Source organism: Streptomyces ortus, from assembly GCF_026341275.1.
In the GTDB taxonomy this organism is placed as follows: domain Bacteria; phylum Actinomycetota; class Actinomycetes; order Streptomycetales; family Streptomycetaceae; genus Streptomyces; species Streptomyces ortus.
Map to the genome: position 1 here is coordinate 6311784 of NZ_JAIFZO010000002.1, position 25713 is coordinate 6337496.

General features: G+C 72.3%; 26 protein-coding genes. 10 read left to right on the forward strand and 16 right to left on the reverse strand.

Annotated elements, in window-relative coordinates:
* Positions 1-139 precede the first annotated feature (139 nt).
* The 13 genes from K3769_RS31005 to zapE form a co-directional block, all read right to left on the reverse strand.
* Entirely contained in the window at positions 140-913 is a 774-nt protein-coding gene (locus K3769_RS31005; RefSeq protein ID WP_267029557.1) for a TIGR04222 domain-containing membrane protein, read from the reverse strand.
* Positions 914-957: 44 nt separating this feature from the next.
* Positions 958-1848 (reverse strand): DUF4142 domain-containing protein, encoded by an 891-nt coding sequence (locus tag K3769_RS31010; protein WP_372515079.1) that lies wholly within the window; start codon positions 1846-1848, stop codon positions 958-960.
* Positions 1849-2020: 172 nt separating this feature from the next.
* Entirely contained in the window at positions 2021-3343 is a 1323-nt protein-coding gene (locus tag K3769_RS31015; protein ID WP_267029558.1) for an MbnB/TglH/ChrH family RiPP precursor modification enzyme, read from the reverse strand.
* Positions 3344-3498: 155 nt separating this feature from the next.
* Positions 3499-4293: a DUF4142 domain-containing protein gene (locus K3769_RS31020; RefSeq protein ID WP_267029559.1), complete on the reverse strand. Its 795-nt coding sequence runs from the start codon at positions 4291-4293 to the stop codon at positions 3499-3501.
* Positions 4294-4436: 143 nt separating this feature from the next.
* Positions 4437-5150 carry a peptidyl-tRNA hydrolase gene (locus K3769_RS31025; RefSeq protein WP_267029560.1) on the reverse strand — a complete coding sequence of 238 codons (714 nt, stop codon included), beginning with the start codon at positions 5148-5150 and terminating at the stop codon, positions 4437-4439.
* Between the two features lie 139 nt (positions 5151-5289).
* On the reverse strand, positions 5290-6150 hold the full coding sequence (locus K3769_RS31030; RefSeq protein WP_267029561.1) for an aldo/keto reductase: 861 nt from the start codon (positions 6148-6150) through the stop codon (positions 5290-5292).
* Positions 6151-6318: 168 nt separating this feature from the next.
* Entirely contained in the window at positions 6319-7155 is an 837-nt protein-coding gene (locus K3769_RS31035; RefSeq protein WP_267029562.1) for a polysaccharide deacetylase family protein, read from the reverse strand.
* A 117-nt stretch (positions 7156-7272) separates the two neighbouring features.
* Entirely contained in the window at positions 7273-8193 is a 921-nt protein-coding gene (locus tag K3769_RS31040) for a PPK2 family polyphosphate kinase (RefSeq protein WP_267029563.1), read from the reverse strand.
* Positions 8194-8315: 122 nt separating this feature from the next.
* On the reverse strand, positions 8316-9680 hold the full coding sequence (locus K3769_RS31045) for a PhoX family protein (protein WP_267029564.1): 1365 nt from the start codon (positions 9678-9680) through the stop codon (positions 8316-8318).
* Between the two features lie 273 nt (positions 9681-9953).
* Positions 9954-11468: a SulP family inorganic anion transporter gene (locus K3769_RS31050; RefSeq protein ID WP_267029565.1), complete on the reverse strand. Its 1515-nt coding sequence runs from the start codon at positions 11466-11468 to the stop codon at positions 9954-9956.
* Positions 11465-12055, reverse strand: coding sequence for a carbonic anhydrase (locus K3769_RS31055; RefSeq protein WP_267029566.1), 591 nt, complete (start codon positions 12053-12055; stop codon positions 11465-11467). Before K3769_RS31055 ends, K3769_RS31050 begins: the two co-directional genes overlap by 4 nt.
* A 170-nt stretch (positions 12056-12225) precedes the next feature.
* Positions 12226-12636, reverse strand: a complete 411-nt coding sequence (locus K3769_RS31060) for a hypothetical protein (protein WP_267029567.1) — start codon at positions 12634-12636, stop codon at positions 12226-12228.
* A gap of 184 nt (positions 12637-12820) precedes the next feature.
* The gene (gene zapE / locus K3769_RS31065) at positions 12821-13969 is read right to left on the reverse strand and encodes a cell division protein ZapE (RefSeq protein ID WP_282566285.1); all 1149 of its coding nucleotides are present in this window, start codon (positions 13967-13969) and stop codon (positions 12821-12823) included.
* Here zapE and K3769_RS31070 point away from each other — a divergent pair.
* The 4 genes from K3769_RS31070 to msrB all read left to right on the forward strand — a co-directional run bounded on the left by K3769_RS31070 (position 13968) and on the right by msrB (position 17439).
* Positions 13968-14747, forward strand: a complete 780-nt coding sequence (locus K3769_RS31070; protein ID WP_267029569.1) for a pyrimidine reductase family protein — start codon at positions 13968-13970, stop codon at positions 14745-14747. The two genes, zapE and K3769_RS31070, sit on opposite strands and share 2 nt — an antisense overlap.
* A gap of 152 nt (positions 14748-14899) precedes the next feature.
* On the forward strand, positions 14900-15373 hold the full coding sequence (locus K3769_RS31075; protein WP_267029570.1) for an indole-3-glycerol phosphate synthase: 474 nt from the start codon (positions 14900-14902) through the stop codon (positions 15371-15373).
* 229 nt (positions 15374-15602) lie between these two features.
* On the forward strand, positions 15603-17003 hold the full coding sequence (gene murC / locus K3769_RS31080) for a UDP-N-acetylmuramate--L-alanine ligase (RefSeq protein WP_267029571.1): 1401 nt from the start codon (positions 15603-15605) through the stop codon (positions 17001-17003).
* 28 nt (positions 17004-17031) lie between these two features.
* On the forward strand, positions 17032-17439 hold the full coding sequence (msrB, locus tag K3769_RS31085) for a peptide-methionine (R)-S-oxide reductase MsrB (RefSeq protein WP_267029572.1): 408 nt from the start codon (positions 17032-17034) through the stop codon (positions 17437-17439).
* Positions 17440-17847: 408 nt separating this feature from the next.
* Here the strand turns inward: msrB and K3769_RS31090 are convergent, their stop codons facing one another.
* A complete protein-coding gene (locus K3769_RS31090; protein WP_267029573.1) occupies positions 17848-18423 on the reverse strand; it encodes a TerD family protein in 576 nt (191 codons plus the stop codon).
* A 295-nt stretch (positions 18424-18718) separates the two neighbouring features.
* Here K3769_RS31090 and K3769_RS31095 point away from each other — a divergent pair, with 295 nt between their 5' ends.
* The 4 genes from K3769_RS31095 (at position 18719) to K3769_RS31110 (ending at position 22747) form a co-directional block, all read left to right on the forward strand.
* Positions 18719-19108 (forward strand): BlaI/MecI/CopY family transcriptional regulator, encoded by a 390-nt coding sequence (locus tag K3769_RS31095; RefSeq protein WP_267029574.1) that lies wholly within the window; start codon positions 18719-18721, stop codon positions 19106-19108.
* A gap of 6 nt (positions 19109-19114) precedes the next feature.
* Positions 19115-20047, forward strand: a complete 933-nt coding sequence (locus K3769_RS31100; RefSeq protein WP_267029575.1) for a M56 family metallopeptidase — start codon at positions 19115-19117, stop codon at positions 20045-20047.
* A gap of 272 nt (positions 20048-20319) precedes the next feature.
* The gene (locus K3769_RS31105) at positions 20320-21687 is read left to right on the forward strand and encodes an LCP family protein (RefSeq protein ID WP_435369374.1); all 1368 of its coding nucleotides are present in this window, start codon (positions 20320-20322) and stop codon (positions 21685-21687) included.
* Positions 21688-21748: 61 nt separating this feature from the next.
* Positions 21749-22747 (forward strand): ion transporter, encoded by a 999-nt coding sequence (locus K3769_RS31110; RefSeq protein WP_267029576.1) that lies wholly within the window; start codon positions 21749-21751, stop codon positions 22745-22747.
* A gap of 6 nt (positions 22748-22753) precedes the next feature.
* Here K3769_RS31110 and K3769_RS31115 read toward each other — a convergent pair whose 3' ends face one another.
* The gene (locus K3769_RS31115) at positions 22754-23128 is read right to left on the reverse strand and encodes a DoxX family protein (protein WP_267029577.1); all 375 of its coding nucleotides are present in this window, start codon (positions 23126-23128) and stop codon (positions 22754-22756) included.
* A 93-nt stretch (positions 23129-23221) separates the two neighbouring features.
* Between K3769_RS31115 and K3769_RS31120 the strand changes: the two genes are divergently transcribed.
* On the forward strand, positions 23222-24070 hold the full coding sequence (locus tag K3769_RS31120; protein WP_267029578.1) for a LysR family transcriptional regulator: 849 nt from the start codon (positions 23222-23224) through the stop codon (positions 24068-24070).
* Positions 24071-24111: 41 nt separating this feature from the next.
* Complete coding sequence (locus K3769_RS31125; RefSeq protein WP_267029579.1) at positions 24112-24567, forward strand: RpiB/LacA/LacB family sugar-phosphate isomerase; 456 nt, start codon at positions 24112-24114, stop codon at positions 24565-24567.
* Between the two features lie 23 nt (positions 24568-24590).
* Here the strand turns inward: K3769_RS31125 and K3769_RS31130 are convergent, their stop codons facing one another.
* Positions 24591-25643 carry a lysylphosphatidylglycerol synthase transmembrane domain-containing protein gene (locus K3769_RS31130; protein WP_267029580.1) on the reverse strand — a complete coding sequence of 351 codons (1053 nt, stop codon included), beginning with the start codon at positions 25641-25643 and terminating at the stop codon, positions 24591-24593.
* Positions 25644-25713: the final 70 nt, after the last annotated feature.

Here is a 25713-nt window from a genome sequence, read left to right on the forward strand (position 1 = left end):
TCACACGACAGTAATAAAAGGGATATTTGGTTCGGGGCTCCGTGAAGTAAAGAACCGGCCCGCGGATGTCGGCCCAGTGACCCCGATGCGCACCCGTCACGCGCCGGTGGCGCCCCCCTTCGGACCGTTCGGACCGACGCTAGAGATGCGGCTCGCGGTGTCCGAAAGCCGCCCGCAGGTTGGGTTCGCCGACCGCCCGGATGCCGCGCACGGCCACGGTGGTGAGGTACGTACGGTCGTCGCAGCCGGCGTCCGCCCGGTGGGCCAGGGAACTGAGCAGGTGCTGGCCGGCCGGGGACGCCCAGCGGGTGTAGGGGTGCACCTCGATCCGCGCGATGGCCAGACAGCTCATGGTGAGGATGAGGGGCAGCGTGAACCAGACGGCCACCAGCGCCCGCTCCTGCTGGGCCTGCGCGGGCATCAGCAGGGCCACGGCGGCCAGCACCAGGACGGCCACCGTGGCCGACCGCACCTGGCGCACGGCGCCCGCGACGGTGGTGCGCGCCCCGTCCGGCACGGCGAGGCCGGCCGCGATCAGCCGGTCCGCGAGCACACGTACGGACTCCGCGGCGGCGGCGCTCCTGCGGACCGGCGCTATCCGGGACTGTCCGTCGGGGCCGATCGCGCCCAGGACGGAACACTCCATCTCGTCCCGGCCGCACGGGTCCACGACGGTCGCCCAGCCGGTGTGGGCGAGCAGCAGCCGGCGCTGGCGGGCCATCGACACGAGCGTCAGATCGGCGACCCTGGCGGGGCCGCCCGACAGGAACGCGGCCTCGTAGAGAGTCAGACCGCGCCCGTCGAGCGTGTGCGTGTCGTCCGCGGCGGCGGCACGGACCGAGGCCAGGCACAGGCGCGTACAGGCCGTGCCCGCCACGGCCCAGGCGAGGAGAAGGAGGAGGACCCAGAACATGCCGGATTTCTATGCGAAGCGGGACCGGCCCCGCCACGGCTTGTTCACAATTTGGACGAAGCATCACCAAGGTGTGACGTTTCGCGTCGGCGGTCCTTCGGTTGCTTGGACTTGTTGTCGCTGTCTCCCGGCCCGTCCCTGCCCTCCGCCCCGTCCCTGCCCTCCGCGCCGGGCCCGTCCTCGGCCGGCGGGGCGGTCGCGGCCGGGGGCAGGGAGTAGGTCGGGGTGGGTGTGGCGGGGACGGGGGGACGGGGAGAGGCCTTCGGGCCGGGGGGTGCGGGGGAGTGGGTGAGCGGGGGCGCGCTCGCGGAGGCCGCGTCACGGGCCAGGGCGTCGAAGTCGACCAGACCGGTCGCCTCCAGGACCGTGATGTGGTCCAGCACCGTGGTGTTCGCGTCGTTGGCGAGGTCCCGGACGAGTGAGTTGCGCGTGTTCGCGCGGATCTGGGCGACCAGGCCGAACACCTTGCCGTGCGCGGCGCGGAGGATGTTCGCGAACTGCCGGTCGTACTCCTCGCCCCGCGCCGCGCTCAGCGTGGCGAGCCAGGCGCGCTGCTGTTCGCTGGGCTGGTTGGGCAGTTCGAGGCCGAGCCGCGCGGCCACGTCGCGTACGCGCGCGTCCAGGAACGTATGGCCCTCGACGAGGTGCTCGCCCGCCGTCCGTACGGCCTTGGTGGTGCCGCGGTCCTCGGCCTGCTGGCCGGCGGGCAGTTCCCACAGGCCCGCGAGCCGGACCTTCGTGACGAAGTCCCGGTCCTGCGCGGACAGGGGGCCGAAACTCGTCGACACGCTCTCGGCGTTCAGGGTGTCCACGCCCGTGCCCGACCGGTCCGCGTACGACCAGAGCGGGAAGAACAGTGCCACGAGGGTCGTCGTCAGACCCGCGATGATGAGCCCGGTGCCGGTGAACGGTCCGCGGCCGTTGATGGATCGCATGGTGCCTCCTGGTGCGGCACCGCACGTTAGTGCGCTTCTGGTGGAGAGATTGGCATATTACTTCGTGCCGTACGACACCTGTGGTACGGCGTCGGACGTATGAAGTATGCGATCTGCCCGGCCGGCGGAAGCCTTCCCCGCCGTCCGCCGACGGGTTCTCGCCGACCGGTCCTCAACGCCTCAGCAGGACCCGGCGCGTGGCGCGGGCCAGCCGGGCCGCCGGGCGCCGCGACAACGGCGCCGGGCCCGAACGCTCCAGCCACCAGTCGCTCAGCGCGCGCCGCTCGACCGTGTCCCGCAGACCTCCCTCGAACAGCAGGTGCTCGGCGAAGTCCAGCGCGTCCCGCCGGTAGCCGGCCGTCATCGGGTGGCCCTGCGCGTACGCCAGGAACGCCTTCCGGTAGGACCGCGCCAGGATTTCCGGCAGCTCCGGAGCGACCTTGGCCACGACATCGGCCCGCTTGCCCGCCAGCGCCCGCGCCTGCACGGCCAGCCGGGTCCGGTCGAAGCCCTCGGGCACGGGCGTCCCGGCGACGAGCGCGGACAGCAGCGCGGCCTGCGCGAGCGCGAGCCGCTGCCGGGCGGGGCCGGTGGAAGCGGCGACGGCCGAACCGCTGCCGGTCGGCGGCGCGTCGGCCGCGGCCTCACGTGCCGTCGCCGCTTCGGGCGCGGCGCCCTTCTCGACCGTTTCGCGGATCGCGATCAGTTCGCGTTCCAGCTCGGCCGGTTCGGGGAAGTTCTCGTCGCGCTCCAGGAGCACGCCAGGCGGGCGGACCCGGGAGGCCAGTTCGGCGAGCACGTCCAGGACCGCCGGGGGCACGGGGTGCGCGTGGCTGTCGTGCCAGACGCCGTCCCGCTCGAAGCCGCCGGCGACATGCACGTACGCGATGGCCTCGACGGGCAGTTCGTCGAGCGCCCGGGCCGGGTCCTCGCCGCGGTTGACGTGGTTGGTGTGGAGATTGGCCACGTCGATGAGCAGCCGTACGCCGGTGCGGTCGACCAGGTCGTACAGGAACTGCCCCTCGGTCATCTCCTCGCCCGGCCAGCAGATCAGTGCCGCGATGTTCTCCACCGCGAGCGGCACGGGCAGCGCGTCCTGGGCGATCCGGACGTTCTCGCACAGGACGTCGAGGGCGTCCCGGGTGCGGGGGACGGGCAGCAGGTGCCCGGCCTCCAGCAGCGGCGAGGCGGTCAGCGCCCCGCCCGCCCGGACGAACGCGATGTGCTCGGTGACCAGCGGGGAGCCGAGGGCCTCGGCGCGGGCCGCCAGGTCGGCGAGTTTCCCCTCGGCGGGGCGGTCGGCGCCGCCGAGCCCGAGCGACACCCCGTGCGGGACCACGGTCACCCCGCGCTCCCGCAACCGCACCAGGGATGCGGGGAGATGGCCGGGACAGATGTTCTCGGCGACGGCCTCGACCCAGTCGATGCCGGGCATGCGCTCCACGGCCTCGGCGATCTCCGGCCGCCACCCGATTCCCGTACCCAGGTTCCTCATCGTCCCCCACCTCCGCTGCTCCACCACGACTTCACCAGGACCTTGCGCGTCTCCTTCGACGGACCTGTGTTCCGGCGTGACGGGGTGATGGCCCCGTCAGGCGGGGCCGAACCCATCGGCGGGGACGTTCAGAGCAACATTTGAGGTTCCGGCCGTCACTGCGAGGTGGGGGTGGCGTCCGGGTCCTCGGGGTCGGGGCGGTTCGTGTTGACCGTGCCCGGCGCCCCGGGGGAGGGCCGTGACGTGGTGCTGACGTCACCGGTGGCCGCGGCGGGCGGCGCCGAGCTGGGGACCACTCCGGGGACCGGTGCCGCCGGACCGGACGGGCTGGCCGTCGTTCCGGCGACCGAGTCGTTGGCGATCGCCTCGAAGTCGACGGCGCCGGTCTTCTCCAGCACCGTGATGTGGTCGAGCACGGTCTGGTTGGCATCCGAGGCGAGCTGCCGCACCAGCGTGTTGCGCGTCTGGTTCCGTACCGCTCCGATCGCCGGGAAGATCTTGCCGTGTGCGGAGCGCAGGAGGTTCGCCCACACCTTGGGGTAGTCCGCGTCGCTCGCGTTGGTCATCTGCTGCAGCCAGCCCTGCTGCTGCTCGTTCGGCTGGTTCGGCAGCTCGACGCCGAGATCCCGCGCGACCCCCCGCACCCGCTTGTCGAGGTCGGTGTGGCCGACGATCAGGTGGTCGGCGGCCTCCTTCATCGCGGGACTGGGGCTGCGTTCGAGGGCCTGCTGCCCGGCCGGCAGTTCCCACAGACCCGCCAGCCGCACCCGGACGATGAGGTCACGGTCGGTGGCGGTCAGGGGCCCCCACTTCGTCTGTACGGTCCCGGCGGCGAGGTTCGCCGGTCCCGTCCCGGCGCGGTCGGCGTACGACCACACGGGAAAGGCGAGCGCGCCGAGCGTTCCGACGAGTGCCACGATGACGAGGGCCGTACCGTTGATACGCCGCACAGGTGCCTCCGGATTTTAACCAACTGGTCGTTGGGAATCTGTACTTGGCCAGCGCCAGAAGGTACGTGCGGGACGGCGGATGTGTTCAACGGTTCATGTCTGCCGCGTCACAGGCCTTTCACGGCTCCGGCACAGTCCTGCGCCTACCGCCGGTCCAGGCGCAGTGCCGGGTGGTCGGCGACCACCGTGCACGAACCCGGGGCGATCTCCGTGAAGCCGGCGTCGCGCACCAGCGGCAGGCCGCTCGTGACGAGGCGCTCCCAGTGCTCGGCGTCGGCCGTGCGGACGGCGAGCGGGAAGCCGGCCTCGCGCCAGGCCGCGCGGTCCTCGCCGGACAGCTCCCACCAGGCCAGTTGGGCGCCGTGGCCGGCCTGGGCCATCGCCTTGCCCGCCGACATGTCCAGGTCCGGGCTCAGCCACAGCACGGGCGTGGCCGCGTCGGGGTCGGCGGGCGGCTCCGGGTCGTCGAGGTCCGTGCCGGAGACCTGGAGGCGGGCCAGGTCCTTGGGCCAGCCGTCGAGCGGGACCGGCGGGAAGACGCGGACCTCGGCGGACTTGCCGGTGACGGTGATGCCGGGCAGTGCCTCCGCCCGGCGCCACTCGGCGCCGCGGGCCCGGCGGACGACCTTGCGGATGCGGGCGTCCTGCCAGTCGTGGACGGCCCGCGCCCACTCGCCCTCGCCGAGAGCGCGCTCGTCGCTGAGGAGGACCAGGACGGCGCGGGCGGCGGTCTCCAGCGCGTCCGTGCGGGCGGGGGGATCGGTCCGCTCGATACGGGCGACCAGGGGCAGTACGAACTGCGGGGCCTCGTCGCGGGCGGTGCGGTCGGGCTGGAAGGGGGTTGCGTCGCTGCTCACGCACGCAGTCTGCCAGGGGGTCGGTCGCGTAGTTCCCCGCGCCCCTCAAAGGCAAAAGACTGCGGCGTTCCCCGCGCCCCTGAAAGATTGCGCGGTTCCCCGCGCCCCTTGAGCGGGGCGCGGGGAACCGCGCAGTCCGTTACGCCGCGTCCAGGCGGGACAGTTCCTCCGGGGACAGCGACAGGCTCGCCGCCGCGGCCGAGTCGCGGATCGTCTCCGGACGGGAGGAGCCCGGGATCGGAATCGTCACCGGCGCCTTCGCGAGGATCCACGCCAGGCAGACCTGCTGCGGACTCACCCCGTGCGCGCTCGCCACCTCCGCGAACACGGCGTACCGCGAACCCAGTTCACCCGCCTTGGAGATACCGCCCAGCGGACTCCACGGCAGGAACGCGATGCCCAGTTCCGCGCACAGCTCCAACTCCGGCTCGCTGGAGCGGAAGGCGGGCGAGAACTGGTTCTGCACGCTCACCAGCCGCCCGCCGAGGATCTCGTTCGCCTGCCGGATCTGGCCGGGGTCCGCGTTGGAGACCCCCGCGAAACGGATCTTCCCCGCGTCCAGCAGATCGCGGATCGCGCCGACCGACGCCGCGTAGGGGACCTTCGGGTCCGGCCGGTGGAACTGGTACAGCCCGATGGCCTCGACGCCGAGCCGTTCCAGTGACGCGTCGCACGCCTTCTTCAGGTACTCCGGCGAGCCGTTCAGCGTCCATGAGCCGTCGCCCGGCCGCAGATGCCCGCCCTTCGTCGCGATCAGCACGTCCGAGGTGTCACCGCCGTACGACGCCACCGCGCGGGCGATCAGCGACTCGTTGTGCCCTACCTCGTCGGCGTCCCGGTGATAGGCGTCCGCGGTGTCGAAGAGCGTGACACCCTCGTCCAGCGCCGCGTGCACGGCCGCGACCGAACGCGCTTCGTCCGGGCGCCCCTCGATGGACATCGGCATCCCGCCCAGACCGATCGCTCCGACCCTGACGTCACCGATGGTGCGTGTCTGCATGGAGGCTCCTCCTGGGGGTTCGTTCGGTACGTTCAAGCGTCCACCGTGACGTTTGTGCCGTCCAACAAGAGAACGCGATCGCTCTGAGCGCTGCGGGTGATGAATCGGATCCGGGGGGTCCGGTGCGTGCGGTGCCTCCGGATCCTCCGGTGCCTCCGTCGCGTCCGGTCAGAGGAGCTCGGAGACCCGGACGAACCGGTAGCCGCGCTTCCGCAGTTCGGGAACGATCGTCCGCAGGGCCTCCTCCGTCGCCGGGGCCGCGCTGCGCGTGCAGTGCATGACGACCACGGAACCGGGCCGTACGCCGTCCAGCACCTGCCGCGCCACCGCCCCCGCGTCCGTCGCGAACGCGTCCCCGCTCACCACGTCCCACTGCACGGCCGTCACACCGGTGCCGTTCAGCGCCTTCAGCGCCCGCCGGTCGTAACAACCGCCCGGGAAGCGGAAGTACGGCATCGGATGCTCGATCCCCGCCCTGCGGAACGCGCCGAACGCCCTCTCCACGTCCGCACGCATCCCCGAGGCGGGCACGGTCGGCAGCCCGTAGCAGTCCTCGGTGAAGGCGTGATGGCTGTAGGAGTGGTTGGCGACCTCGAAGAGCGGGTCGCGCCCGATGGCCCGCGCCTGCCGGGGGTACTCCTCGGCCCAGCGCCCCGTCATGAACACGGTCGCCGGCACCTTCAGCCGCCGCAGAGTCCCGATCAGCCGCGGGTTGTCGAAACGTTCCCCGGCGGCGGCCCGCGGCCCCTGGTCGGCCGTCATGTCGGCGTCGAAGGTCAGGGCGACCGTCCTGTCGCGCGCCCCGGCCGCCCTCATGAAGACGGGGGTCAGTCCGCTCGGGCCGGGGGCGAGCGTCGGTGGCCGGGATGGCGTACCGACCGCGGGCGCGGGGACCGTGGCGGCGCGGGGGGCCTCGGGAGCGCCGCACGCCGCGAGGGCGAGCGCGCCCACCGCCGTCAGCAGGCCGGCGGCGGTCGCCCTCTTCAGGAACGGGAAGGTGTTCACGAGGGCGACATTAACCCCATGAATAAGTAAAACGGATTATATGTACCCCGGTGTCATCCGGTGTCATCCGGTGTCATCCGGAGTGATCCCGAGTCATCCGGTGTCACCCCGTGTTGCTCAGCCCTCCTCCTGCAGCCGCTTCCGGCACGCCTCCACATCGAAGTCCGGCTGCGGATACCGCGGATCCAGCGCCGTCAGGTGCTCCAGCAGCAGCCGGCTGATCGCCCAGTTCCGGTACCACTTGCGGTCGGCGGGGATCAGATACCAGGGGGCGACGTCCGAGGAGCAGCGTTCGAGGGCGATCTCGTACGCCTCCTGATAGGCGGGCCACAGGGCCCGGTCGTCGATGTCCGACGGGCTGAACTTCCAGTGCTTGTCGGGGTTGGCGAGCCGGCGCAGCAGCCGCAGCCGCTGTTCCTCGAACGAGATGTGCAGGAAGCACTTGACGAGCGTCGTGCCGTCGTCGGCGAGGGCCCGCTCGAAGTCGTTGATCCGGTCGTACCGGGACTCGATCTCGGCGCGCGGGGCCAGCTCCCGGACGCGGCCGACGAGGACGTCCTCGTAATGGGAACGGTCGAAGACGCCCAGCTCACCGTGGTGGGGGAGCTGCCTTCTGATCCGCCAGAGGAAGTCGTGCTGCCGTTCCTCGGGGGTCGGCGCCTTGAAGTTGCGGACGCGGCAGCCGACGGGGTTGAAGAGCCCGATGACGTGCTTGACCGTGCCGCCCTTGCCGCTGGTGTCCATGCCCTGGAGGACCAGGAGGATCCGGCGGCGATCACCCGCGGTGCTCGACGCCCACAGGCGTTCCTGCAGCCCGGCGAGGGGTTCGGCCATCCGGGTGATGGCGGCGAGGCCGTCGGACTTGGACCTGGGCGCGGTCGCCCCGTCGGGGGGCGCGGAGGTGTCGTACGAGGAGAGGGAGATCCGTTCGCCGACCGGGAGGCGCAGCACCTCGTGCACGGCGGCGCCGCCCTTCCCGCCCTTCTTCCGCTCCCCTTCCTCCCCGTTCTTCCTGCCCTTGCTGTCCTTCTTGGCCATCGCGCATCCCTTCGGGGCGGTTCCCTCGATCGTGCGCCGCGGGGGCGGGGGCCGCCACCCGCGGCGCACCCGCCCCGGACCCGGCGACCGCTACGGCCGCCGGGTGCCCCGCGCGGCGCGGATCAGTGCCTGCTCCAGGGGCCCGTCACCGCGAACGTCGTCCCCGGCGTATAGCAGTTCACGTACATCGTCCGGCCGTCGGGCGCGAAGGTGACGCCCGCGAACTCGCCCCACTCCGGGGCGTCCGGCGTGCCGATGTTCTGCCGGTTGCGGGCCATCGGGTACACCTCGCCCCGCCGGGTCACACCGAACACGTGCTGCGCGCCCCCGCCGTCCTCGCAGACCATCAGGCCGCCGCTGGGGGCGAGGCAGATGTTGTCGGGGGACTCGCCGGGCAGCTGTACGTCGGTGTCGGGACCGAAGACGATCACCAGCGTGAGCCGGCGGGCAGCGGGCTCGTACCGCCAGATCTGGCCGTAGTGGTCGGCCGCGGAGCCCTCGCTGCTGTGCGCGAAGGAGGACACGAAGTAGACGGACGAGCCGCCCCAGTAGCAGCCCTCCAGCTTCTGCGCGTGGGTGATGCCCTTGGGGCCGAAGTCCTGGTCGCGAATGGGGGTCCCGCTCGCCAGCGGGTCCGGTACGTCCACCCACTCGATGCGGTCGAAGCTCGCGCCCGTCTCCTGGATCGAGGAGAGATCCGGGACGCCCGGTACGCGCATCGCCTGGAGCCGGCCGCCCGCGCGCAGCGAACCGCGCCCGCCCTCCGGCTTGTTGGGCAGGAACCGGTAGAAGAGGCCGAAGGGCTTGAGGAACGCGTCCTCGGTCTCGTAGACGATGCCGCGCTTGGGGTCGACGGCGATCGCCTCGTGCTGGAAGCGGCCCATCGCGGTCAGCGGTACCGCCCCGGTGCGGTGGGGGTCCACCGGGTCGACCTCGAAGATGAAACCGTGGTCCTTGGTGTAGCCGTTCGTGCCGGCCTTGTCCTCGGTCTCCTCGCAGGTCAGCCAGGTGCCCCAAGGTGTGGGGCCGCCCGCGCAGTTGACGGCCGTACCGGCGATCGCGACCCGTTCGCCGACCACGTCGCCCCGCTGGTCGAGGGTCAGCGCCGTACAGCCGCCCTTGCCCATCGGGTCGTAGGTGAGGCCGTCGACCGTGGGGACGCCGATCTTGCCGGTGACGCGGTTCTCATGGTTGCGGACGAGGTGGACGCGGCCGTGTCTGCCGGCGAAGGCGGACATGCCGTCGTGGTTGCTCGGTACCTGGCCCTCGCCGGAGCGCAGTTCGTCGCCCTCGCGGGACAGCACCCGGTAACGGAAACCTTTCGGCAGGTCCAGCAGACCGTCCGGGTCGGGGAGCAGGGGGCCGTATCCGGAGTGGCCCAGTGCGGCGGCCGTACCCGTGAAGAGCTCCGATACGGCACCGGTGAAGGCGATGCCGACTCCCAGGGCTCCGGAGCGGGCCAGCACCTCGCGTCGTGTTGCGGACATGGGGCAACCTTCCTGTTGGCGGACAGGAGTATGTGACCCGCCTGTGTGTATCACGTGGCCTCGATCACGTGAACCACGCGCGTAGCGTGGCGTTCTCACGGGCCGCGGGACGACCCGGACAGCCCGAAGGGCCCGGCGCGGGACTCGGGAGGAGTCCCGCACCGGGCCCTGGGGCGGCGGTTCCGGTTCAGGTTCCGGTTCAGATGCAGGCGCCTGAGCCAGTGCCAGTGCCAGTGCCAGTGCCAGTGCCAGTACCTGCGCCTGCGCCGGTGCCTACGGAGCCGGAGTGGTGACCTTCACCGGCTCGGTGCCCTTCTCGCTGTGCCGCTGCGACCAGTTCTCCAGCGCCGTCCGGCACGCATGGTCCAGGTGATGCAGCCCGGACAGGTCCACCGTCACCGGGCGGTCCTTCGGCAGCGCCTCCAGGTCGTCCAGTATCTTCGGCAGCCGCAGGAAGGTGGCGTTGCCCGACAGGTACGCCTGTACCGGACCGGCTCCCTTGTCTATGACCTCCAGCTTGATGTGCGAGGCCTCCCAGGCGGTCTTGGCGACGGCGAGGGCGAGCCCGATCAGCACACCCTCGAACATGTTCACCGCGACGATCGACACGGCCGTGACCACGAGGATCAGCGCCTCGCCCCGGTGCCCGCGCCACAGCGCCGCGATCGAGCGCAGCGGGATCAGCTTCCAGCCCGCGTGCACCAGGATGCCCGCCAGCGCGGGCAGCGGGATGTAGGCCAGCACGCCCGGCAGCAGCGCCGCGAACAGCAGCAGCCACACCCCGTGCATGACCCGGGACGCCTTCGTACGGGCGCCCGCGGACACGTTCGCCGAGCTGCGCACGATCACGGCGGTCATCGGCAACGCGCCGAGCAGCCCGCAGACCGTGTTGCCCGCGCCCTGCGCCATCAGCTCCTTGTCGTACTCGGTGCGCGGCCCGTCGTGCAGCCGGTCCACGGCGGCGGCGCTGAACAGCGACTCCGCCGACGCGATCAGCACGAACGCCAGGACCGTCCCGAGCACCCCCACGCTCGCCAGCCCGCCGACGGCTTCGAGCCCCGGCAGCTGGATCGAGTCGAGCAGTCCGCGTACCTCCACCGTCGCGACGGGCAGGTCGAAGGCGAGGGCCGCGAGCGTGGCGAGCGCCACGGCGGCCAGCGCGCCCGGCACCGTACGGACCTTGGCCGGCAGGTGCTTCCACAGCACGAGCACGGCGACGGTGGCGGCGCCGAGCCCGAAGGAGATGAGAGCGGTGGTGGATCCGGCGGAGTCGGCGACCAGACCGGGGAGCCCGGCGAGCTTGTCAAGACCCGAGGCCGGGGCCTCGGCGCCGGCCACCGAGTAGAGCTGGCCGGCGATCAGGACCAGGCCGATGCCCGCCAGCATGCCCTCCACGACGGCCACCGAGATGGCCCGGAAGTAGCGCCCCAACCTCATGGCACCCATGGCGAGTTGGATCAGACCGGTGGCCAGGACGATGACACCGAGCACGGCCAGTCCGTACTCGCGTACCGCCTCGAAGACCAGCACGGTCAGCCCCGCGGCCGGGCCCGAGACCTGGAGGCTGCTGCCGGGCAGCAGCCCGGTGACCAGGCCGCCCACGATGCCGGTGATCAGACCGAGTTCGGCGGGCACGCCCGACGCCACGGCCACGCCCACGCACAGCGGCAGGGCCACCAGGAAGACGACCAGCGAGGCGGCGAAGTCCTGCCGCAGGAAGGGGAAGCGCGCACGCCGGCCGGGCTCGGCCCCGCCGGTGGTGCCGGGCGTGCCCGTCGCGGCGCTCACAGCGCCTCGAAGGAGTCGGAGCGGACGTCGTGCGCGAGGACGGACCCGGTGTGGACCTCGTAGAACCAGCCGTGCAGGCGCAGTCGGCCTGCTGTCAGCCGCCGTTCCACGCACGGGTAGGAGCGCAGCCGCAGGAGTTGGGTCAGGACGTGGTTCTGCACGGCCTCGGTGACCGCCGGGTCCTCCGTCGCCCCGTCGGGCCGTGGGGTCGAGTGCGCGAGCCAGTCGCGGACGGCGGGTACGGCGGTCAGGTCGTCGCCGCGTACCAGCGCGCCGACGGCGCCGCAGTGGGAGTGGCCGCAGACGACGACGTCCGTGACTCCGAGCACCTCCACCGCGTACTCGACGGTGGCGGCCTCACTGGTGGGCTGCGAAGAGGTGTGCGGGGGGACGATGTTGCCCGCGGTGCGCAGTTCGAAGAGTTCACCGGGCCGGGCTCCGGTGATCAGGGCCGGGACGACCCGCGAGTCGGAGCAGGTGATGAACAGGACCTGCGGGGACTGGCCTTCGGCGAGACGGGCGAACTCCTCCGGGCGGTCCGCGGACTGCTTGCGGAAGGAGCGTGCGTGATCGATGAGGGGCTGCATGTGTCAGTTCCTCCTGGCGCGCGTATGCGAGCGCGTCGGTGTACAAAACGGAGCGCATGCGGGTACGGCGACATGACCCCACGTCGACGCGCTCGGCGGACGTGGCGTGGTGAGGGGTGGGTCAGGTCGGAGTCGCTTCGTGCCCGGTGTTCAGATCGGAGCCGGTGCTCTCAGCAGCGGAAGACCTGGAGAGCCGCTGTGGAGTGGGCCGCCGAGGATCTCGTCGGACGGTGGTGCGCCGCGGAGGCCGCGGTGTGCGACGGGTCCTCGCGGACGACCGCGACGTCCTTGGAGAGCAGGAGGCGCGCGGCGGCGGGGGCGACGTGGTCCGCGACCCGGATCCGCTCGCGGGTGCGCAGCGGGCCGGTCGGGCCGTGCGAGCGCGAGGTGTCGCCACAGGTGACGAACTCGGCGGTGGCTCCGGGGCCCGCTTCAGGCCGGACCTCGGGGTCGGCGGACCCGGGTGTGTGCGCGGATGCGAACGCCGGTGCGAACGCTGTGGTGGTGGCGGAGAGCTGCAGGGCCAGGAGGACGGCGGCGAGAACGGCGAACAGTGTCCGGACCGTCGTACCTCGTCGCATGGGCCCCCTCTCGGCCGGTTCCAGGTCACACATTCCCTTGCTGACACGAACGTTAACGCGGGAAGTTGTTTGCTGGGTTAACTTAACGTTTCACCCTGAAGAGAGCCTGAAGAGGGCCGAAAGAGCGACGGCGGCAGGCCGGAAATCGCCGAACGGGAGGGTGCGCGGGCGGGCGGCGGGACGATCAGTCCTGTACGAGTCCCTTGGCGTCCCGGGCCAGTGCCGTGAGCCGGGAGATCGCCCGGAAGTACTTCTTGCGGTAGCCGCCGTTCAGCATCTCCTCGCCGAACAGCCGGTCGAACGGCATCCCCGAGGCGAGCACCGGCACCTCGCGGTCGTACAGCCGGTCGGCGAGGACCACCAGCCGCAGCGCGGTGGACTGGTCGGGCACGGGCTGCACATCCGTCAGGCAGACCGCCTCGACGCCGTCCGTCAGCGCGCCGTACCGGCTGGGGTGCACCCGGGCCAGATGGTCGAGCAGCTGCGGGAAGTCGTCGAGCGAGGCGCCCGGCGTCGCGTACGCGGCCTTCGTGACCTGCTCGTCCGAGTACGGGGCCGGGGCCTCGGGCAGTCCGCGGTGGCGGTAGTCGTCGCCGTCGATGCGCAGCGACCTGAAGTGGGCGGACAGGCCCTGGATCTCGCGCAGGAAGTCGACCGAGGCGAACCGGCCCTCGCCGAGCTTGCCCGGCAGGGTGTTGGAGGTCGCGGCGAGTGCCACCCCCGCCTCGACCAGCCGGCCGAGCAGGCTGGACACCAGGACGGTGTCGCCGGGGTCGTCGAGCTCGAACTCGTCGATGCAGAGCAGCCGGTGGCCGCTCAGCGTCCGCACGGTCTGCTGGAAACCGAGGGCGCCGACCAGGTTCGTCAGCTCCACGAACGTGCCGAAGGCCTTGAGTCCGGGCTCCGCCGGGGTCGCGTGCCAGAGGGAGGCGAGCAGGTGCGTCTTGCCGACGCCGTAACCGCCGTCCAGGTAGACACCGCGGGGGCCGTCCGGGGTCTTTGCGGACTTCTTGCCGAAGCCGAGCCCGAGCCCGAGGAAACCGCGCTTGCCCGCGTCGGCCGGTGCCCCGCCGAGACCCGCCGCGAAATCGGCCAGCACGCGCACGGCCTCGGTCTGGCTGGGCTGGTTCGGATCCGGGATGTACGTGTCGAAGCGGACCGAGTCGAAGCGCGGCGGCGGGACCATCTCGGCGACCAGCCGGTCCGCGGGGACCCGCGGCTCGCGGGCGCACAGGGACGACGGGGTCGCGTCGGCTGTCGGGCCGGCTCCGGAGGCGGTGGTGGAGGTTGACACGGTTCCCCACTCTACGTCTCGTGCCAGACTGCACGACATGCGACGCCTGTTCCCTGTGACCGACGAGACAGCGGCCCCGGCCGGAGCCGATCGCGAATGGGGTCTCGACGAACTCGCCGAGGCGTACGCCTATCCGGTGGACGTCGCGGGACCCGGGCCGTGGTTGCGGGCCAACATGGTCTCCACGCTCGACGGGGCCGCCCAGCACGAGGGGCGTTCGCAGCCGATCTCCTGCGCCGCCGACATGCGGATCTTCGGCACGCTGCGCGGCCTCGCGGACGTCGTGATCGTCGGTGCGGAAACGGTACGGCAGGAGGGGTACCGGCCCGCGCGGGCCCGTGACGACTTCGCCGCCCGCCGGGCCGCCGCCGGACAGGGCCCGGCGCCCGCGATCGCCGTGGTGAGCGCAAGCCTCGACCTGGACTTCTCGCTTCCGCTCTTCACCTCGCCGCTGCTTCCCACGCTGGTGCTCACGGGTGCCGCGGCGGCGCCCGACCGGATCGCCGCCGCCGAGAAGGCCGGGGCGCGGGTCGTGATCGCGGGCGACGGCGCGGGGGTGGACCCCGCACGGGCCGTCCGCGCCCTCGCCGGCCTCGGCCTGTACCGGCTCCTGACGGAGGGCGGGCCCCGGCTGCTCGGCCAGCTGGTCGCGGCCGGTGTCCTCGACGAGCTCTGTCTGACGGTGTCCCCGATGCTCACCGCCGGGGACGCCCAGCGCATCGCCGGCGGCCCGTCCGTCGCGGTGCCGAGCCGGTTCGAACTGACGTCCTTGCTGGAGGAGGCCGGGTTCCTCTTCAGCCGTTACCGCCGGCCCTGATCAAGGAACCGAGCCCGGACGAAGAAGTGGAATCGACTGTTCCGGTTAGCTTTCGCCGGGCACACTGAAAAGCGCAGTCCCCGTGCGGTCACGGGGCAGGATGGTTTCCGCAGGGGTCTACGAACGGCCCACGGATGAGAAGGGCGTTTGTCGTGTTCACGAGCGTATTGATGATCGAGAAGGCCCTCACCTCCGCGGACGTGGAATTCGTCACCACCTTGCACGGCGAGGAGGACGTGGACTTCCACGTACTGCTCCAGCCCCGCGGTGACCAGGCGGACCGGCTCCTGCGGGCGATCGACGACGTGGCGCTCGGGGAGCTGGACGAGGCGGCCCGTGAGAACGAGACGCCCGAGGGCGCGGAGGCCGCCGGCCAGGGGCAGCGGGCCCTGGAGGTGTCGCTGGTGGCGCTGCGGGGCACCGGCAGCGCGGCGCGGGGGCGGCTGATCGAGGCGCATCCGCTGGACGCGCTGAAGGCGCTCGTCGACGAGGTGGGGGCGGACGAGGTCATCGTGCTGACCGATCCGCACTACGTGGAGGAGTTCTTCCACCGGGACTGGGCCTCCCGGGCGCGGCACAAGGTGGGGGTGCCGGTCCTGAAGCTGTTCTCCCACAGCAAGGCGTAACGCTCGCCGCTGCGGCTCGCCCAGGCGTGCGCAGTTCCCCGCGCCCCTGGAAAGCGACAAGATTGCGCCGTTCCCCGCGCCCCTGGGTGGGACGGGGCGGGGCCCCTCCTCGAGGGGCGCGGGGAACGGCGCAATCTTTTGCCCGTGAAGGCCGCGGAGCCGCTCAGGTGGGCGTAGCGAATAGGGTGGGGCCGCTCACCGTCACACCCGCATCCTGGGAGAAACACGTATGGCACCCGGCCTTCCTACCGCCATGGATCGACCGCACTTCATCGGCATCGGCGGCGCCGGGATGTCGGGGATCGCGAAGATCCTCGCGCAGCGCGGAGCCGCGGTGGCGGGCAGCGACGCGAAGGACTCCGCGACCGCCGAGGCCCTGCGCGCGCTGGGCGCCACCGTCCACCTCGGGCACGCCGCCGACCACCTGGCGTCGGACGCCACCTGCGTGGTCGTCTCCTCGGCGATCCGCGCGGACAACCCGGAGCTGGCCCGCGCCGCCGAACTGGGCATCCCGGTCGTCCACCGCTCGGACGCCCTCGCCCGCCTGATGGACGGCCTGCGGCCCATCGCGGTGGCCGGCACGCACGGCAAGACGACCACGACGTCGATGCTGGCGGTCTCCCTGTCGACCCTCGGCCTGGACCCGTCGTACGCGATCGGCGGCGACCTCGACGTCCCCGGCTCCAACGCCCTGCACGGCGAGGGCGAGATCTTCGTCGCCGAGGCCGACGAATCGGACCGCAGCTTCCACAAGTACGCGCCCGAGGTGGCGATCGTGCTGAACGTGGAGCTGGACCACCACGCCAACTACGCGTCCATGGACGAGATCTACGAGTCCTTCGAGACGTTCGCCGGCCGGATCGTGCCGGGCGGGACCCTGGTGGTCGCCGCGGACCAGGAGGGCGCGCGGGAGCTGACCCGACGGCTGCCGGCCGACATCACGGACGCCATCGAGGTGGTGACGTACGGCGAGTCCGAGGACGCCGACGTACGCGTCCTGTCCGTGGTCCCGCAGGGCCTGAAGAGCGAGGTGACCGTCGAGCTGCACGGCTCCGAGCTCACCTTCACCGTCTCGGTCCCCGGCCGCCACTACGCCCACAACGCGGTGGCGGCGCTCGCGGCGGGCGTGGCCCTGGGCATCCCCGCGGCCGAACTGGCCCCCGCCCTCGCCTCGTACACGGGGGTGAAGCGGCGCCTGCAGCTCAAGGGTGAGGAGGCGGGCGTGCAGGTCATCGACTCGTACGCACACCACCCGACCGAGATGACGGCGGACCTGGAGGCGATGCGGGCGGCGGCGGGCGACTCGCGCATCCTGGTCGTCTTCCAGCCCCACCTCTTCTCGCGCACCCAGGAACTGGGCAAGGAGATGGGCCAGGCCCTGTCGCTGGCGGACGCCTCGCTGGTCCTGGACATCTACCCGGCCCGCGAGGACCCGATCGAGGGCGTGACGAGCGAGCTGATCATCGACGCGGCGTGGGCGGCCGGCGCGGACGTGACGCCCGTGCACGACATGTCACAGGTACCCGCGGTGGTGGCGGGAATGGCGAAGCCCGGTGATCTCGTTCTCACCATGGGCGCGGGAGACGTGACGGACCTCGGACCCGAGATCCTGACGCGCCTGTCGAAGTAGCGGTACCTGAGCAGAGGGGTTGAGCTTCATGTCGTACGACATCGAGAAGCCGGACGAGCAATGGCGTGCGGAGCTGAGCCCGGCCGAGTACACCGTCCTGCGGCAGGCCGGCACGGAGCCGGCGTTCCGCGGCGAATACACCGACACCAAGACGGCGGGCGTCTACTCCTGCCGGGCCTGCGGCGCCGAGCTCTTCACCTCCACGGAGAAGTTCGAGTCGCACTGCGGCTGGCCGTCCTTCTACGACCCGAAGGACACCGACGCGGTCGAGCTGATCGAGGACCGTTCGCACGGGATGTCGCGGACCGAGGTGCGATGTGCCCGGTGCGGATCGCACCTGGGGCACGTCTTCGAGGGTGAGGGCTATGCGACGCCGACCGACCAGCGCTACTGCATCAACAGCATCTCGCTGCGGCTGACACCGACCGAGGACTGACCCGGCCGCACACGCCGGCCCGGTACGCCACCGGACGCACCGGGCCCGCGCATCCACCCCCGCGCGGGCCCGGGACCGGTAGGTCCTCGGCCGGCGATGTCCGGGGCCTACTCGATCCGCTGGTCGCAGCCGGGTACGCCGGGCTCACTCGTCGAGCCGGGTCGCCGGCCGTTCCTGGAGGCGGGCGGTTCGACCGCCGTCGCCAGTTGTTCGGCGCGCGCGTCCAACGTCTCGGCCGGTGAGGGCCGTTGTCCGACGCTCCCCCTCGCGCCTGTGCCAGTGCCTGTTTCGGAGAACGCGCCCGGGTGGTGCGGCGGGATCCCGTCCGCCGGGGTCGTGCCGGGCCCGCCCGCGGGGATCAGGCCCGGGGGCGGGCGGTCCGGTTCGGACGGCGGGGCCGAGGTCTCCTCAGACGCTGACGCCGAAGTCGGAGGCGATGCCCGCGAGTCCGGACGCGTAGCCCTGGCCCACGGCGCGGAACTTCCACTCGGTGCCGTGGCGGTACAGCTCGCCGAAGACCATCGCGGTCTCGGAGGCGGCGTCCTCGGACAGGTCGTAGCGGGCGATCTCGGCGCCGCCCGCCTGGTTCACGACGCGGATGAAGGCGCCCCGGACCTGCCCGAAGCTCTGCCCGCGGGCCTGGGCGTCGTGGATGGAGACCGGGAAGACGATCCGGTCGACCTCGGCCGGTACGCCCGCGAGGTTCACCTTGATGGACTCGTCGTCGCCCTCGCCCTCACCGGTGAGGTTGTCGCCGGTGTGCTCCACCGAGCCGTCCGGGCTCGTCAGGTTGTTGTAGAAGACGAAGTGCTGGTCGGAAAGGACCTTGCCGGAGGTGTCGAGCAGCAGGGCCGAGGCGTCGAGGTCGTAGTCGGCGCCGGTCGTGGTCCGCACGTCCCAGCCGAGGCCGACGAGCACGGCGGTCAGGCCGGGCGCCTCCTTGCTGAGCGAGACGTTGCCGCCTTTGGACAGGGAAACTCCCACTGCGTACTCCTTCTCGATACGTGCCGGGCGGGGACCCGTCCGGGACCCCGAAATAAAATCTACAACACTGTAGAAAAAGAGGAAGAGGGGACGTGCCCGCGGCTCACCCGCGGTGCGGGGCGGCGGAGGGAGGCGGGGCCCGCGGGGCGCAGGGGGCACGCAGGGGCGGTCGGTGCCGGGCGCCCGGAGGGGTCCGGCCCTCCGGGCGGGGGTGGGTGTGGGCGGCGTGGTGGAGGGCTTGGCGTCGATACGATGGGGCGCCTGTGGGTTGGAGTCGGCGGAAGGGAGGCAGGGCGTGGCGGACCAGCGACAGCGCCCCCCGCGACGGGGACAGGGTGAGCTGGAGGCCCAGATCCTGTCGGCCCTGCGCGCGGCGGAGGGGCCCGCGACGGCGGGCTGGGTCCAGGAGCGGCTCGGTGGTGACCTCGCCTATACGACGGTCATCACGATCCTGACCCGGCTGCTCGCCAAGGGCGCGGTGACGCGGGAGCGCGTCGGCCGGTCCTTCGCGTGGACCCCGGCGTCGGACGAGGCGGGCCTGGCCGCCCGCCGCATGCGCCGCGTCCTGGACGGCGAACAGGACCGCGAGGCCGTACTCGCCAGCTTCGTGACGTCCCTGGAGCCGGACGACGAGCGCCTGCTGCGCGAACTGCTCGCCCACCCCGAGGCGGAGAGGGAAGACTGAAGCCGCATGGGGGTGTTCGTCTTTCTGCCGCTGGTCCTGCCGTTGACGGCCTGGCCGATCGCCCGCCTCGCCGAGCAGCGGCTGTACCCGCGGACCGCGACCCGGCTGCTGACCGGCCTCGCCGTGGTCATGGCGGTGTGCAGCACGGTGTGCCTGGGACTCCTGATGGTGGTCGGCACGGCACAGCTGCCCGGCAACCCGCTCCCCGACGGCTGGTCCGATCCCGAGGTGCGCGCGGCCGTCCCGTACGACGAGATCGCCGGGAAGCTGGCCATCCCGGCGCTCCTCGCGGTGCTGCTGGTCTGCGTCCGCACCCTGTGGCGCCACGGACGCGTACGCCACCGCGCCCACCTGGCGCTCGCCGACCTGCCCGGCACCGAGGTGGCCGTCCTGCCCGACGAGGTCCCGTACGCCTACGCCCTCCCCGGCGGAAAGCGGGACCGGGTGGTGGTGACCACCGCGCTCCTCTCCTGCCTCGAACCGGCCGAGCGGCGCGCCCTGTTCGCCCACGAGCGCGCCCATCTCGCCGCCCGGCACCACCGGTTCCTGCTCGCCGCCCAACTGGCCGCGCGCGCCAACCCGTTCCTGCGCCCGCTGTGCACCGCCGTGTCCTACACGGCGGAACGGTGGGCCGACGAGGAGGCCGCCCAGGTGGTCGGCAGCCGCCGGGCCGTGGCGTGCGCCATCGGCAAGGCCGCCCTGGTCTCGCGCGGCACCCCGGTGTCCACGCTCGCGGGCCTCGCCGCGCCGGGACCGGTGCCGCGCCGGGTCGCCGCGCTGCTCGGCCCCGCGCCCGTGCCGCGCACCTGGCCGTCGGTGTTCACCTCGGTGGGCCTCGCCGCCTGGGGCGCGGCGGCCGGGACCGCGGTGTCCGCCCTGTCCTCCGCGAACTCCGCGGTGACGATGGTCCTCATCCTGCGTGCGGCGACGCCCCTGTGAGGACGCGCCCGTGGCGGGACCACGGTGGACACGCGACGGCGGCCACGCCGCCGGGGGGGACGAGCTGAGCGGCGGACCGGCCGGGTGAGCAGTACCCGCCTTCCCGTCGTATCTCTACATGAATGTAGAGTTTCGCCGTTCGGATTACGGGGGCGCCGAGCGCTCATGAGTTCAGGGGTCGGCCGAACGCGGCCGACCGGAGGAAAGGGGCGCCCGTGGGCGGTAGGGGACAGCGGCGGCAGGCGCCGGCCGGAAGCAGGCCGGCGCGGCCTGTGCGGCCGACCGGCTCGGCACGGCCGACGAGGCTGACGCGGCGGGGCCGGATCGTCGTATGGACGGCGGGGGTGTTCGCCGCGCTCGTCCTCGGCACGGCCGGGGTCGGCGCCTGGATATACCAGGACCTGGACGGCAACATCGGCGCCGCCGACATAGACGACAAGCTCGGCGGGGACCGCCCCGAGAACCTCAGCCCCGGCTCGAAGAACATCCTGGTCGTCGGCTCGGACAGCCGTGACGGGGACAACGCCAAGTACGGCAAGGACCTGACCACCATGCAGTCGGACACCCTGATGGTGATGCACGTCCCCGCCAACAGGAAATGGGCGACCGTGGTGTCCTTCCCGCGGGATTCCTGGGTGCGGATATCCGCGTGCGACAAGGGCGACGACAGCACCTCCGCGGCCCACCACGCCAAGATCAACGAGGCGTTCGCGATCGGCGGGAGCACCGGCGAGGTGGCCGGCGCCGCCGCCTGCACCATCAAGACGGTCGAGGCCAACACCGGACTGCGGATCGACCACTTCATGTCCGTCGACTTCCAGGGCTTCAAGGGCATGGTCAACGCCCTGGGCGGCATCGAGGTCTGCCCCGAGCAGGCCATCCACGACGAGAAGGCCCACCTGGACCTGGAGGCCGGCTGCCAGACCGTCAAGAACGAGGAGGCGCTCGGCTACGTACGCGCCCGTTACAGCGTCGGTGACGGCTCCGACCTCGGACGCATCGGCCGCCAGCAGGAGTTCATGGAGGCGCTGGCCGAGAAGGCGCAGTCCAAGCTGACCAGCCCGGCCTCGCTCTACGACTTCCTGCAGTCGGCCACCAAGTCCCTGACCACGGACGAGGACCTGGCCGGGATCAAGCCGCTGTACGGTCTGGCGTCCGAGGTGAAGGGCATCCCGAGCAAGAGGCTCACCTTCCTCACCGTGCCCAACTATCCGCGTGAGGCGGACGTGGCCGCCGACAAGGCCAACGTCGTGTGGCAGTACCCGCAGGCCGACGACCTGTTCACCTCCCTGGCCAAGGACAAGGAGGTCGACAAGAAGGCCCTGCAGGCGGAGGCCGAGGACGACCTGATCTACGCGTCCGGTGTCCGCGTCCAGGTCCTCAACGGCACCGGTGTCTCGGGGCGGGCCGCCGTCGTCGCCGCGAAACTGCGCCAGGCCGGGTTCACCGTCGTCGGCACGGGCAACGCCCCGGAGACGACCCGTGCCACCACGGCCACCTACCCGCAGGGTATGGACGCGCAGGCGAAGGTGCTCGCGTCGCGGCTGCCCGACACACGGGCCGCGCGGGGGACGGACGCCGCCGCGGGCGTGGTGACCCTCGTGGTCGGCACCGGTCTCGACCCCGACGGCATCCTGTGACCCTGCCGGAACGGACTGGCGGGGGTGTACGACTTCATGAAGAGGGAGCTGGAAGCGCGCGATGACGGATGACGCGGCCACACACTTATCCGGGACCGGCCGTTCCCGGACCGCTCGGGCCGTCCTGGCCGAGCGCTGCCGCGGTGTCACCGGAGCCCGCTGGTTCGCCGTCGCGGTCTTCGCGCTGATCATCGCCAACGCGCTGGTCCTCGGCATCGAGACCTACACGGGCGTCGTCCACCGCTGGCCCGGTCAGCTCAAGATCGTCGAACAATGCTTCCTGGCGGCCTTCACGGTGGAGATCCTGCTGCGCGCGGGCGCCCACGCGGACCGCCCGCGGGACTTCTTCCGCGATCCGTGGAACCTGTTCGACCTGGCCGTCGTGTTCTCCGCGTTCCTGCCCGTCGTCCGCGAGAACGGCACCGTCCTGCGGCTGCTGCGCCTGGCCCGCGTCCTGCGCACGGCCAGGTTCCTGCCCCAACTGCGCGTCTTCCTCGTCGCCGTGGGCCGCAGCCTGCCCGGCACCCTGAGCTTCCTGATCGTGGGCGCCCTGCTGCTCTACGTCTACGCGATGGTGGGCTGGGTCGCCTTCGCCGAGAGCGACCCCGAGCACTTCGGCTCGCTCGGCCGCGCCGTGCTCACCCTCTTCCTCCTGATGACCCTGGACGGCCTGGGCGACTCGGTCCGCGCGGGCCTGGAGATCTCCCGCTGGAGCATCGTCTACTACGCCTCCTATGTGCTGCTCGCCTCCTTCGTCCTCGTCAACGTGCTCATCGGGGTCGTCATCAGCTCCCTGGACGAGGCCCGCGATCTGGAGCGCGAGCAGGAGGAGGCGCGCGGGACGGCCGACGCCGTACTTCCGGCAACGGCGTTGCCGTTGCCGGTGCGGTCGGCGGGGATCGAGGCCGAACGCGAGCTGCGCGAGCGGATCCTGACCGCGCGACGGGCCCTGGACGACCTCGAAGCGGGTCTTCAGCGCGTCTTCGCGCCCCCGCCGCAGGGGGCGGAGGGAATCCCTCCGGGTCCGGACCCCCTCACCCGCGAGCCGCGTCCGGGGTGAACGCGCTCACAGCCAGGTCGTCGCCGACCAGGCGGTCACGGCGGCGGTGAGGAGAAGCGTGATGTTGAGGGCGATCCGCCGGTCCCCGAGCTTCAGATGCACCCTGGTCGCGCCGATCTGCAGGACCACGAACCCGATGGCCGCCGCCAGGGCCAGCCAGGGCGCGATGCCGGTCAGCGGTGGGAGGATCAGGCCGATCGCGCCCAGGACCTCGATCACGCCGATCGCCCTGACGGCCGGCATCGGCGTGCTGTCCACCCAGGCCATCATCGGGCGCAGCCCCTCACGGCTCCTGACCACCTTCACCCCGCCCCCGTAGAGGTAGAAGAGGGCGAGCAGGCCGGCGACGATCCAGTAGGCGGGTTCGAGTGCGTCAGTCATGCCTTGATCACACTGCGGGTGCACCCCGGCTGTCCAAGACCCGTTCCGGCACCTCGATACCGTACGGGTATCGGCCCGGATATCGTGGCGCGCATGGAGCTACGCACGCTGCGCTACTTCGTGGCGGTCGCCGAGGAACTCCACTTCGGCCGGGCCGCCACCCGGCTGCACATCAGCCAGCCGCCGCTGAGCCGGGCGATCCAGCGCCTGGAGAGCGAGCTGGGCGCGGCGCTGTTCGACCGCTCCTCCGCCGGGGTCGCGCTCACCACGGCGGGGGCACTGCTGCTCGACGAGGCGCGCGACCTGCTCGGCCGGGCCGACCGGATCCGCGAACGCGTGGCCGCGGCGGCCGGTGCCGCGCTCCTCACCGTCGGCATCCTCGGGGACAGCACGGACCCCGGCGCGCTCAGGCTGGCCGCCGCCCATCGACGGCTGCACCCGCACGTCGAGGTCCGGATCCGCGAGACCGACCTCACCGATCCGACCTGCGGACTGCGTGCCGGATCGGTCGACATCGCCCTGACCCGCGCGCCGTTCGACGAGACCGGCCTGGCCGTACGCGAACTGCGGGCCGACCCCGTGGGTGCCCTGCTGCGCGCCGACGATCCGCTGGCCCGCCGCGAGAGCCTGAAAACGGCCGACCTGACGGGCCGCCACTGGTTCCGGTTCCCGGCGGGCACCGACCCGCTCTGGCAGTCGTACTGGAACGGCGGGGAGCCCCGCGAGGGGCCCGTGGTGCGAGCGGTGCAGGAGTGCCGGCAGGCGGTGCTGTGGAACGGCACGGTCGGTATGACGCTCCTGGACCACGAGCCGCCGCCGGGGCTCACGGTGGTGCCGCTGACCGACATGCCGCCGAGCCGCGTGGTGCTGGCCTGGAACCAGGGCGACCCGCACCCCGTACTCCGCTCGTTCGTCCGGCTCGCGGTCGCCGCCTACCGATGACGAGCAGCGACGGATGTCCGCCGCCGGGTAGTCTCCGGCGCATGCGGATCTCCGTCTCCTCCGACATGGACGAACCCGTGGCCCGCGCGCTGGTCACGGAACTGCGCGAGCGCGGCCACGAAGTGCGGGCGTACGGGGCGTTGCGGCCCGGCGGCGACGCGCGGTGGGCGGTCTGTTCGGAGGCGGCGGCCCGTGATGTCGCCGCCGGGCGGGCCGACCAGGCCGTCGTGTGCTGCTGGACCGGCACCGGCGCCTGCCTCGCCGCGAACAAGGTGACGGGCGTACGGGCCGCCCTGTGCACGGACGCCTACACGGCCGACGGCGCCCGCCGCTGGAACGACGCCAACGTGCTGGCCCTCGGACTGCGGCTGACGTCCGGGCCGCTGCTCCAGGAGATCCTCGACGCCTGGTTCGACGCCGAGCCCAGCACGGACGCCGACGACCGCGAGAACATGTCCCACGTGACGGAGATCGACCGCGGAGAAACCGGCTCGTAGCCGGGGCCGTACGGCCCCGCCGTTCACAGCACCTTGCGGTGCACCAGGGCCGACAGCACCAGCGCGCCCGGCAGCAGCGGCAGCCAGACCGTCAGGACGCGATAGCCGACGACGGTCGCCGCGGCGATCCCCACGGGCGCGCCGAACGCGACCATGGTGAACACCAGCGCCGCGTCCACGGGCCCGATCCCGCCGGGCGCGGGGACGGCCCCGACCGCCGTACTGGCCAGCAGCAGGGCGAGGACCACCTGGGTCCAGGACAGCGGCAGCCCGAGCGAGAAGCCGACCGTGGCGATCACGCTCCCCTGCAGCAGCGGGGTCGCCGCCGCCCCGCCCCAGAGGGCGATGATCCGGGCGGGCCGCCGGTGCAGCAGCCGTACGTCGGTCAGGGCGGTGCGTACGCAGTCCAGGGCCGGGCGGCGCAGCGGACGTACGGTCGTCACGAGCAGGGCGGCCGTGCCGAACCCGGCGGCGACGGAACCGGCGACCAGGGCCATGGTCCGTTCGTCCGGGACCAGTTCGGCGAGGTGCAGCAGGTCCGGATGGGCCACCACGAAGACCAGCAGCACCATCGTCTTGGCGATCGGTCTGACCAGGGAGTACAGCGCGAGCGAGGCGGTGGCGCGCGGCAGGGGGATGCCCCGGCGCCGGAGGAAGCGCAGGGTGACGGCGTGGGCGCCGATGCTCGCCGGGAGCACGTGGTTCGCGGCACCGGCGGCGAACTGCGAGGCGAGCAGCGGCCCCGGCGGCAGCCGGTCCGGCAGGGCGCCCTGGCGGGCGCACGCGGCGGCCACCCAGCCCAGGCAGGTGCACAGGACCGCGGCCAGCAGCCACCAGGGGTCGGCGGCGGCCAGCCGGACGGTTCCGTCGCGGACGGCCCGCCAGTCGGCCGCCGCCCAGGCCGCGATCAGCAGCAGGGGGAGCAGGGTCAGGGCCCAGCGGACCGCGCGCCCGACCGGGGGCAGGGGTGCGGGAGCCGGATCGGGGGCGGGCCCGGGGCAGGCGGGGGAGAGGCCCGGAGCGGGGTCGGGCGCGGCGAGCGCCCGGGGGACGGATTCGAGCGGGGGCGAGGACACGGCGCACGTCGTCCTTCCGCGTCATACCCGCGCGGAGCGGGCGGACGGTCACGGCGAGACAGGCGGGGAC

What these genes read in the sequence shown, in the direction of transcription:
- zapE (WP_282566285.1), bottom strand. Translation starts at nt 13,969, where the DNA reads ATGTCGTGCAGTCTGGCACGAGACGTAGAGTGGGGAACCGTGTCAACC.
- K3769_RS31010 (WP_372515079.1), bottom strand. Translation starts at nt 1,848, where the DNA reads ATGCGATCCATCAACGGCCGCGGACCGTTCACCGGCACCGGGCTCATC.
- K3769_RS31070 (WP_267029569.1), top strand. Translation starts at nt 13,968, where the DNA reads ATGCGACGCCTGTTCCCTGTGACCGACGAGACAGCGGCCCCGGCCGGA.
- murC (WP_267029571.1), top strand. Translation starts at nt 15,603, where the DNA reads ATGGCACCCGGCCTTCCTACCGCCATGGATCGACCGCACTTCATCGGC.
- K3769_RS31030 (WP_267029561.1), bottom strand. Translation starts at nt 6,150, where the DNA reads ATGCAGACACGCACCATCGGTGACGTCAGGGTCGGAGCGATCGGTCTG.
- K3769_RS31060 (WP_267029567.1), bottom strand. Translation starts at nt 12,636, where the DNA reads ATGCGACGAGGTACGACGGTCCGGACACTGTTCGCCGTTCTCGCCGCC.
- K3769_RS31040 (WP_267029563.1), bottom strand. Translation starts at nt 8,193, where the DNA reads ATGGCCAAGAAGGACAGCAAGGGCAGGAAGAACGGGGAGGAAGGGGAG.
- K3769_RS31125 (WP_267029579.1), top strand. Translation starts at nt 24,112, where the DNA reads ATGCGGATCTCCGTCTCCTCCGACATGGACGAACCCGTGGCCCGCGCG.
- msrB (WP_267029572.1), top strand. Translation starts at nt 17,032, where the DNA reads ATGTCGTACGACATCGAGAAGCCGGACGAGCAATGGCGTGCGGAGCTG.
- K3769_RS31055 (WP_267029566.1), bottom strand. Translation starts at nt 12,055, where the DNA reads ATGCAGCCCCTCATCGATCACGCACGCTCCTTCCGCAAGCAGTCCGCG.
- K3769_RS31120 (WP_267029578.1), top strand. Translation starts at nt 23,222, where the DNA reads ATGGAGCTACGCACGCTGCGCTACTTCGTGGCGGTCGCCGAGGAACTC.
- K3769_RS31115 (WP_267029577.1), bottom strand. Translation starts at nt 23,128, where the DNA reads ATGACTGACGCACTCGAACCCGCCTACTGGATCGTCGCCGGCCTGCTC.
- K3769_RS31015 (WP_267029558.1), bottom strand. Translation starts at nt 3,343, where the DNA reads ATGAGGAACCTGGGTACGGGAATCGGGTGGCGGCCGGAGATCGCCGAG.
- K3769_RS31045 (WP_267029564.1), bottom strand. Translation starts at nt 9,680, where the DNA reads ATGTCCGCAACACGACGCGAGGTGCTGGCCCGCTCCGGAGCCCTGGGA.
- K3769_RS31005 (WP_267029557.1), bottom strand. Translation starts at nt 913, where the DNA reads ATGTTCTGGGTCCTCCTCCTTCTCCTCGCCTGGGCCGTGGCGGGCACG.
- K3769_RS31100 (WP_267029575.1), top strand. Translation starts at nt 19,115, where the DNA reads ATGGGGGTGTTCGTCTTTCTGCCGCTGGTCCTGCCGTTGACGGCCTGG.
- K3769_RS31110 (WP_267029576.1), top strand. Translation starts at nt 21,749, where the DNA reads ATGACGGATGACGCGGCCACACACTTATCCGGGACCGGCCGTTCCCGG.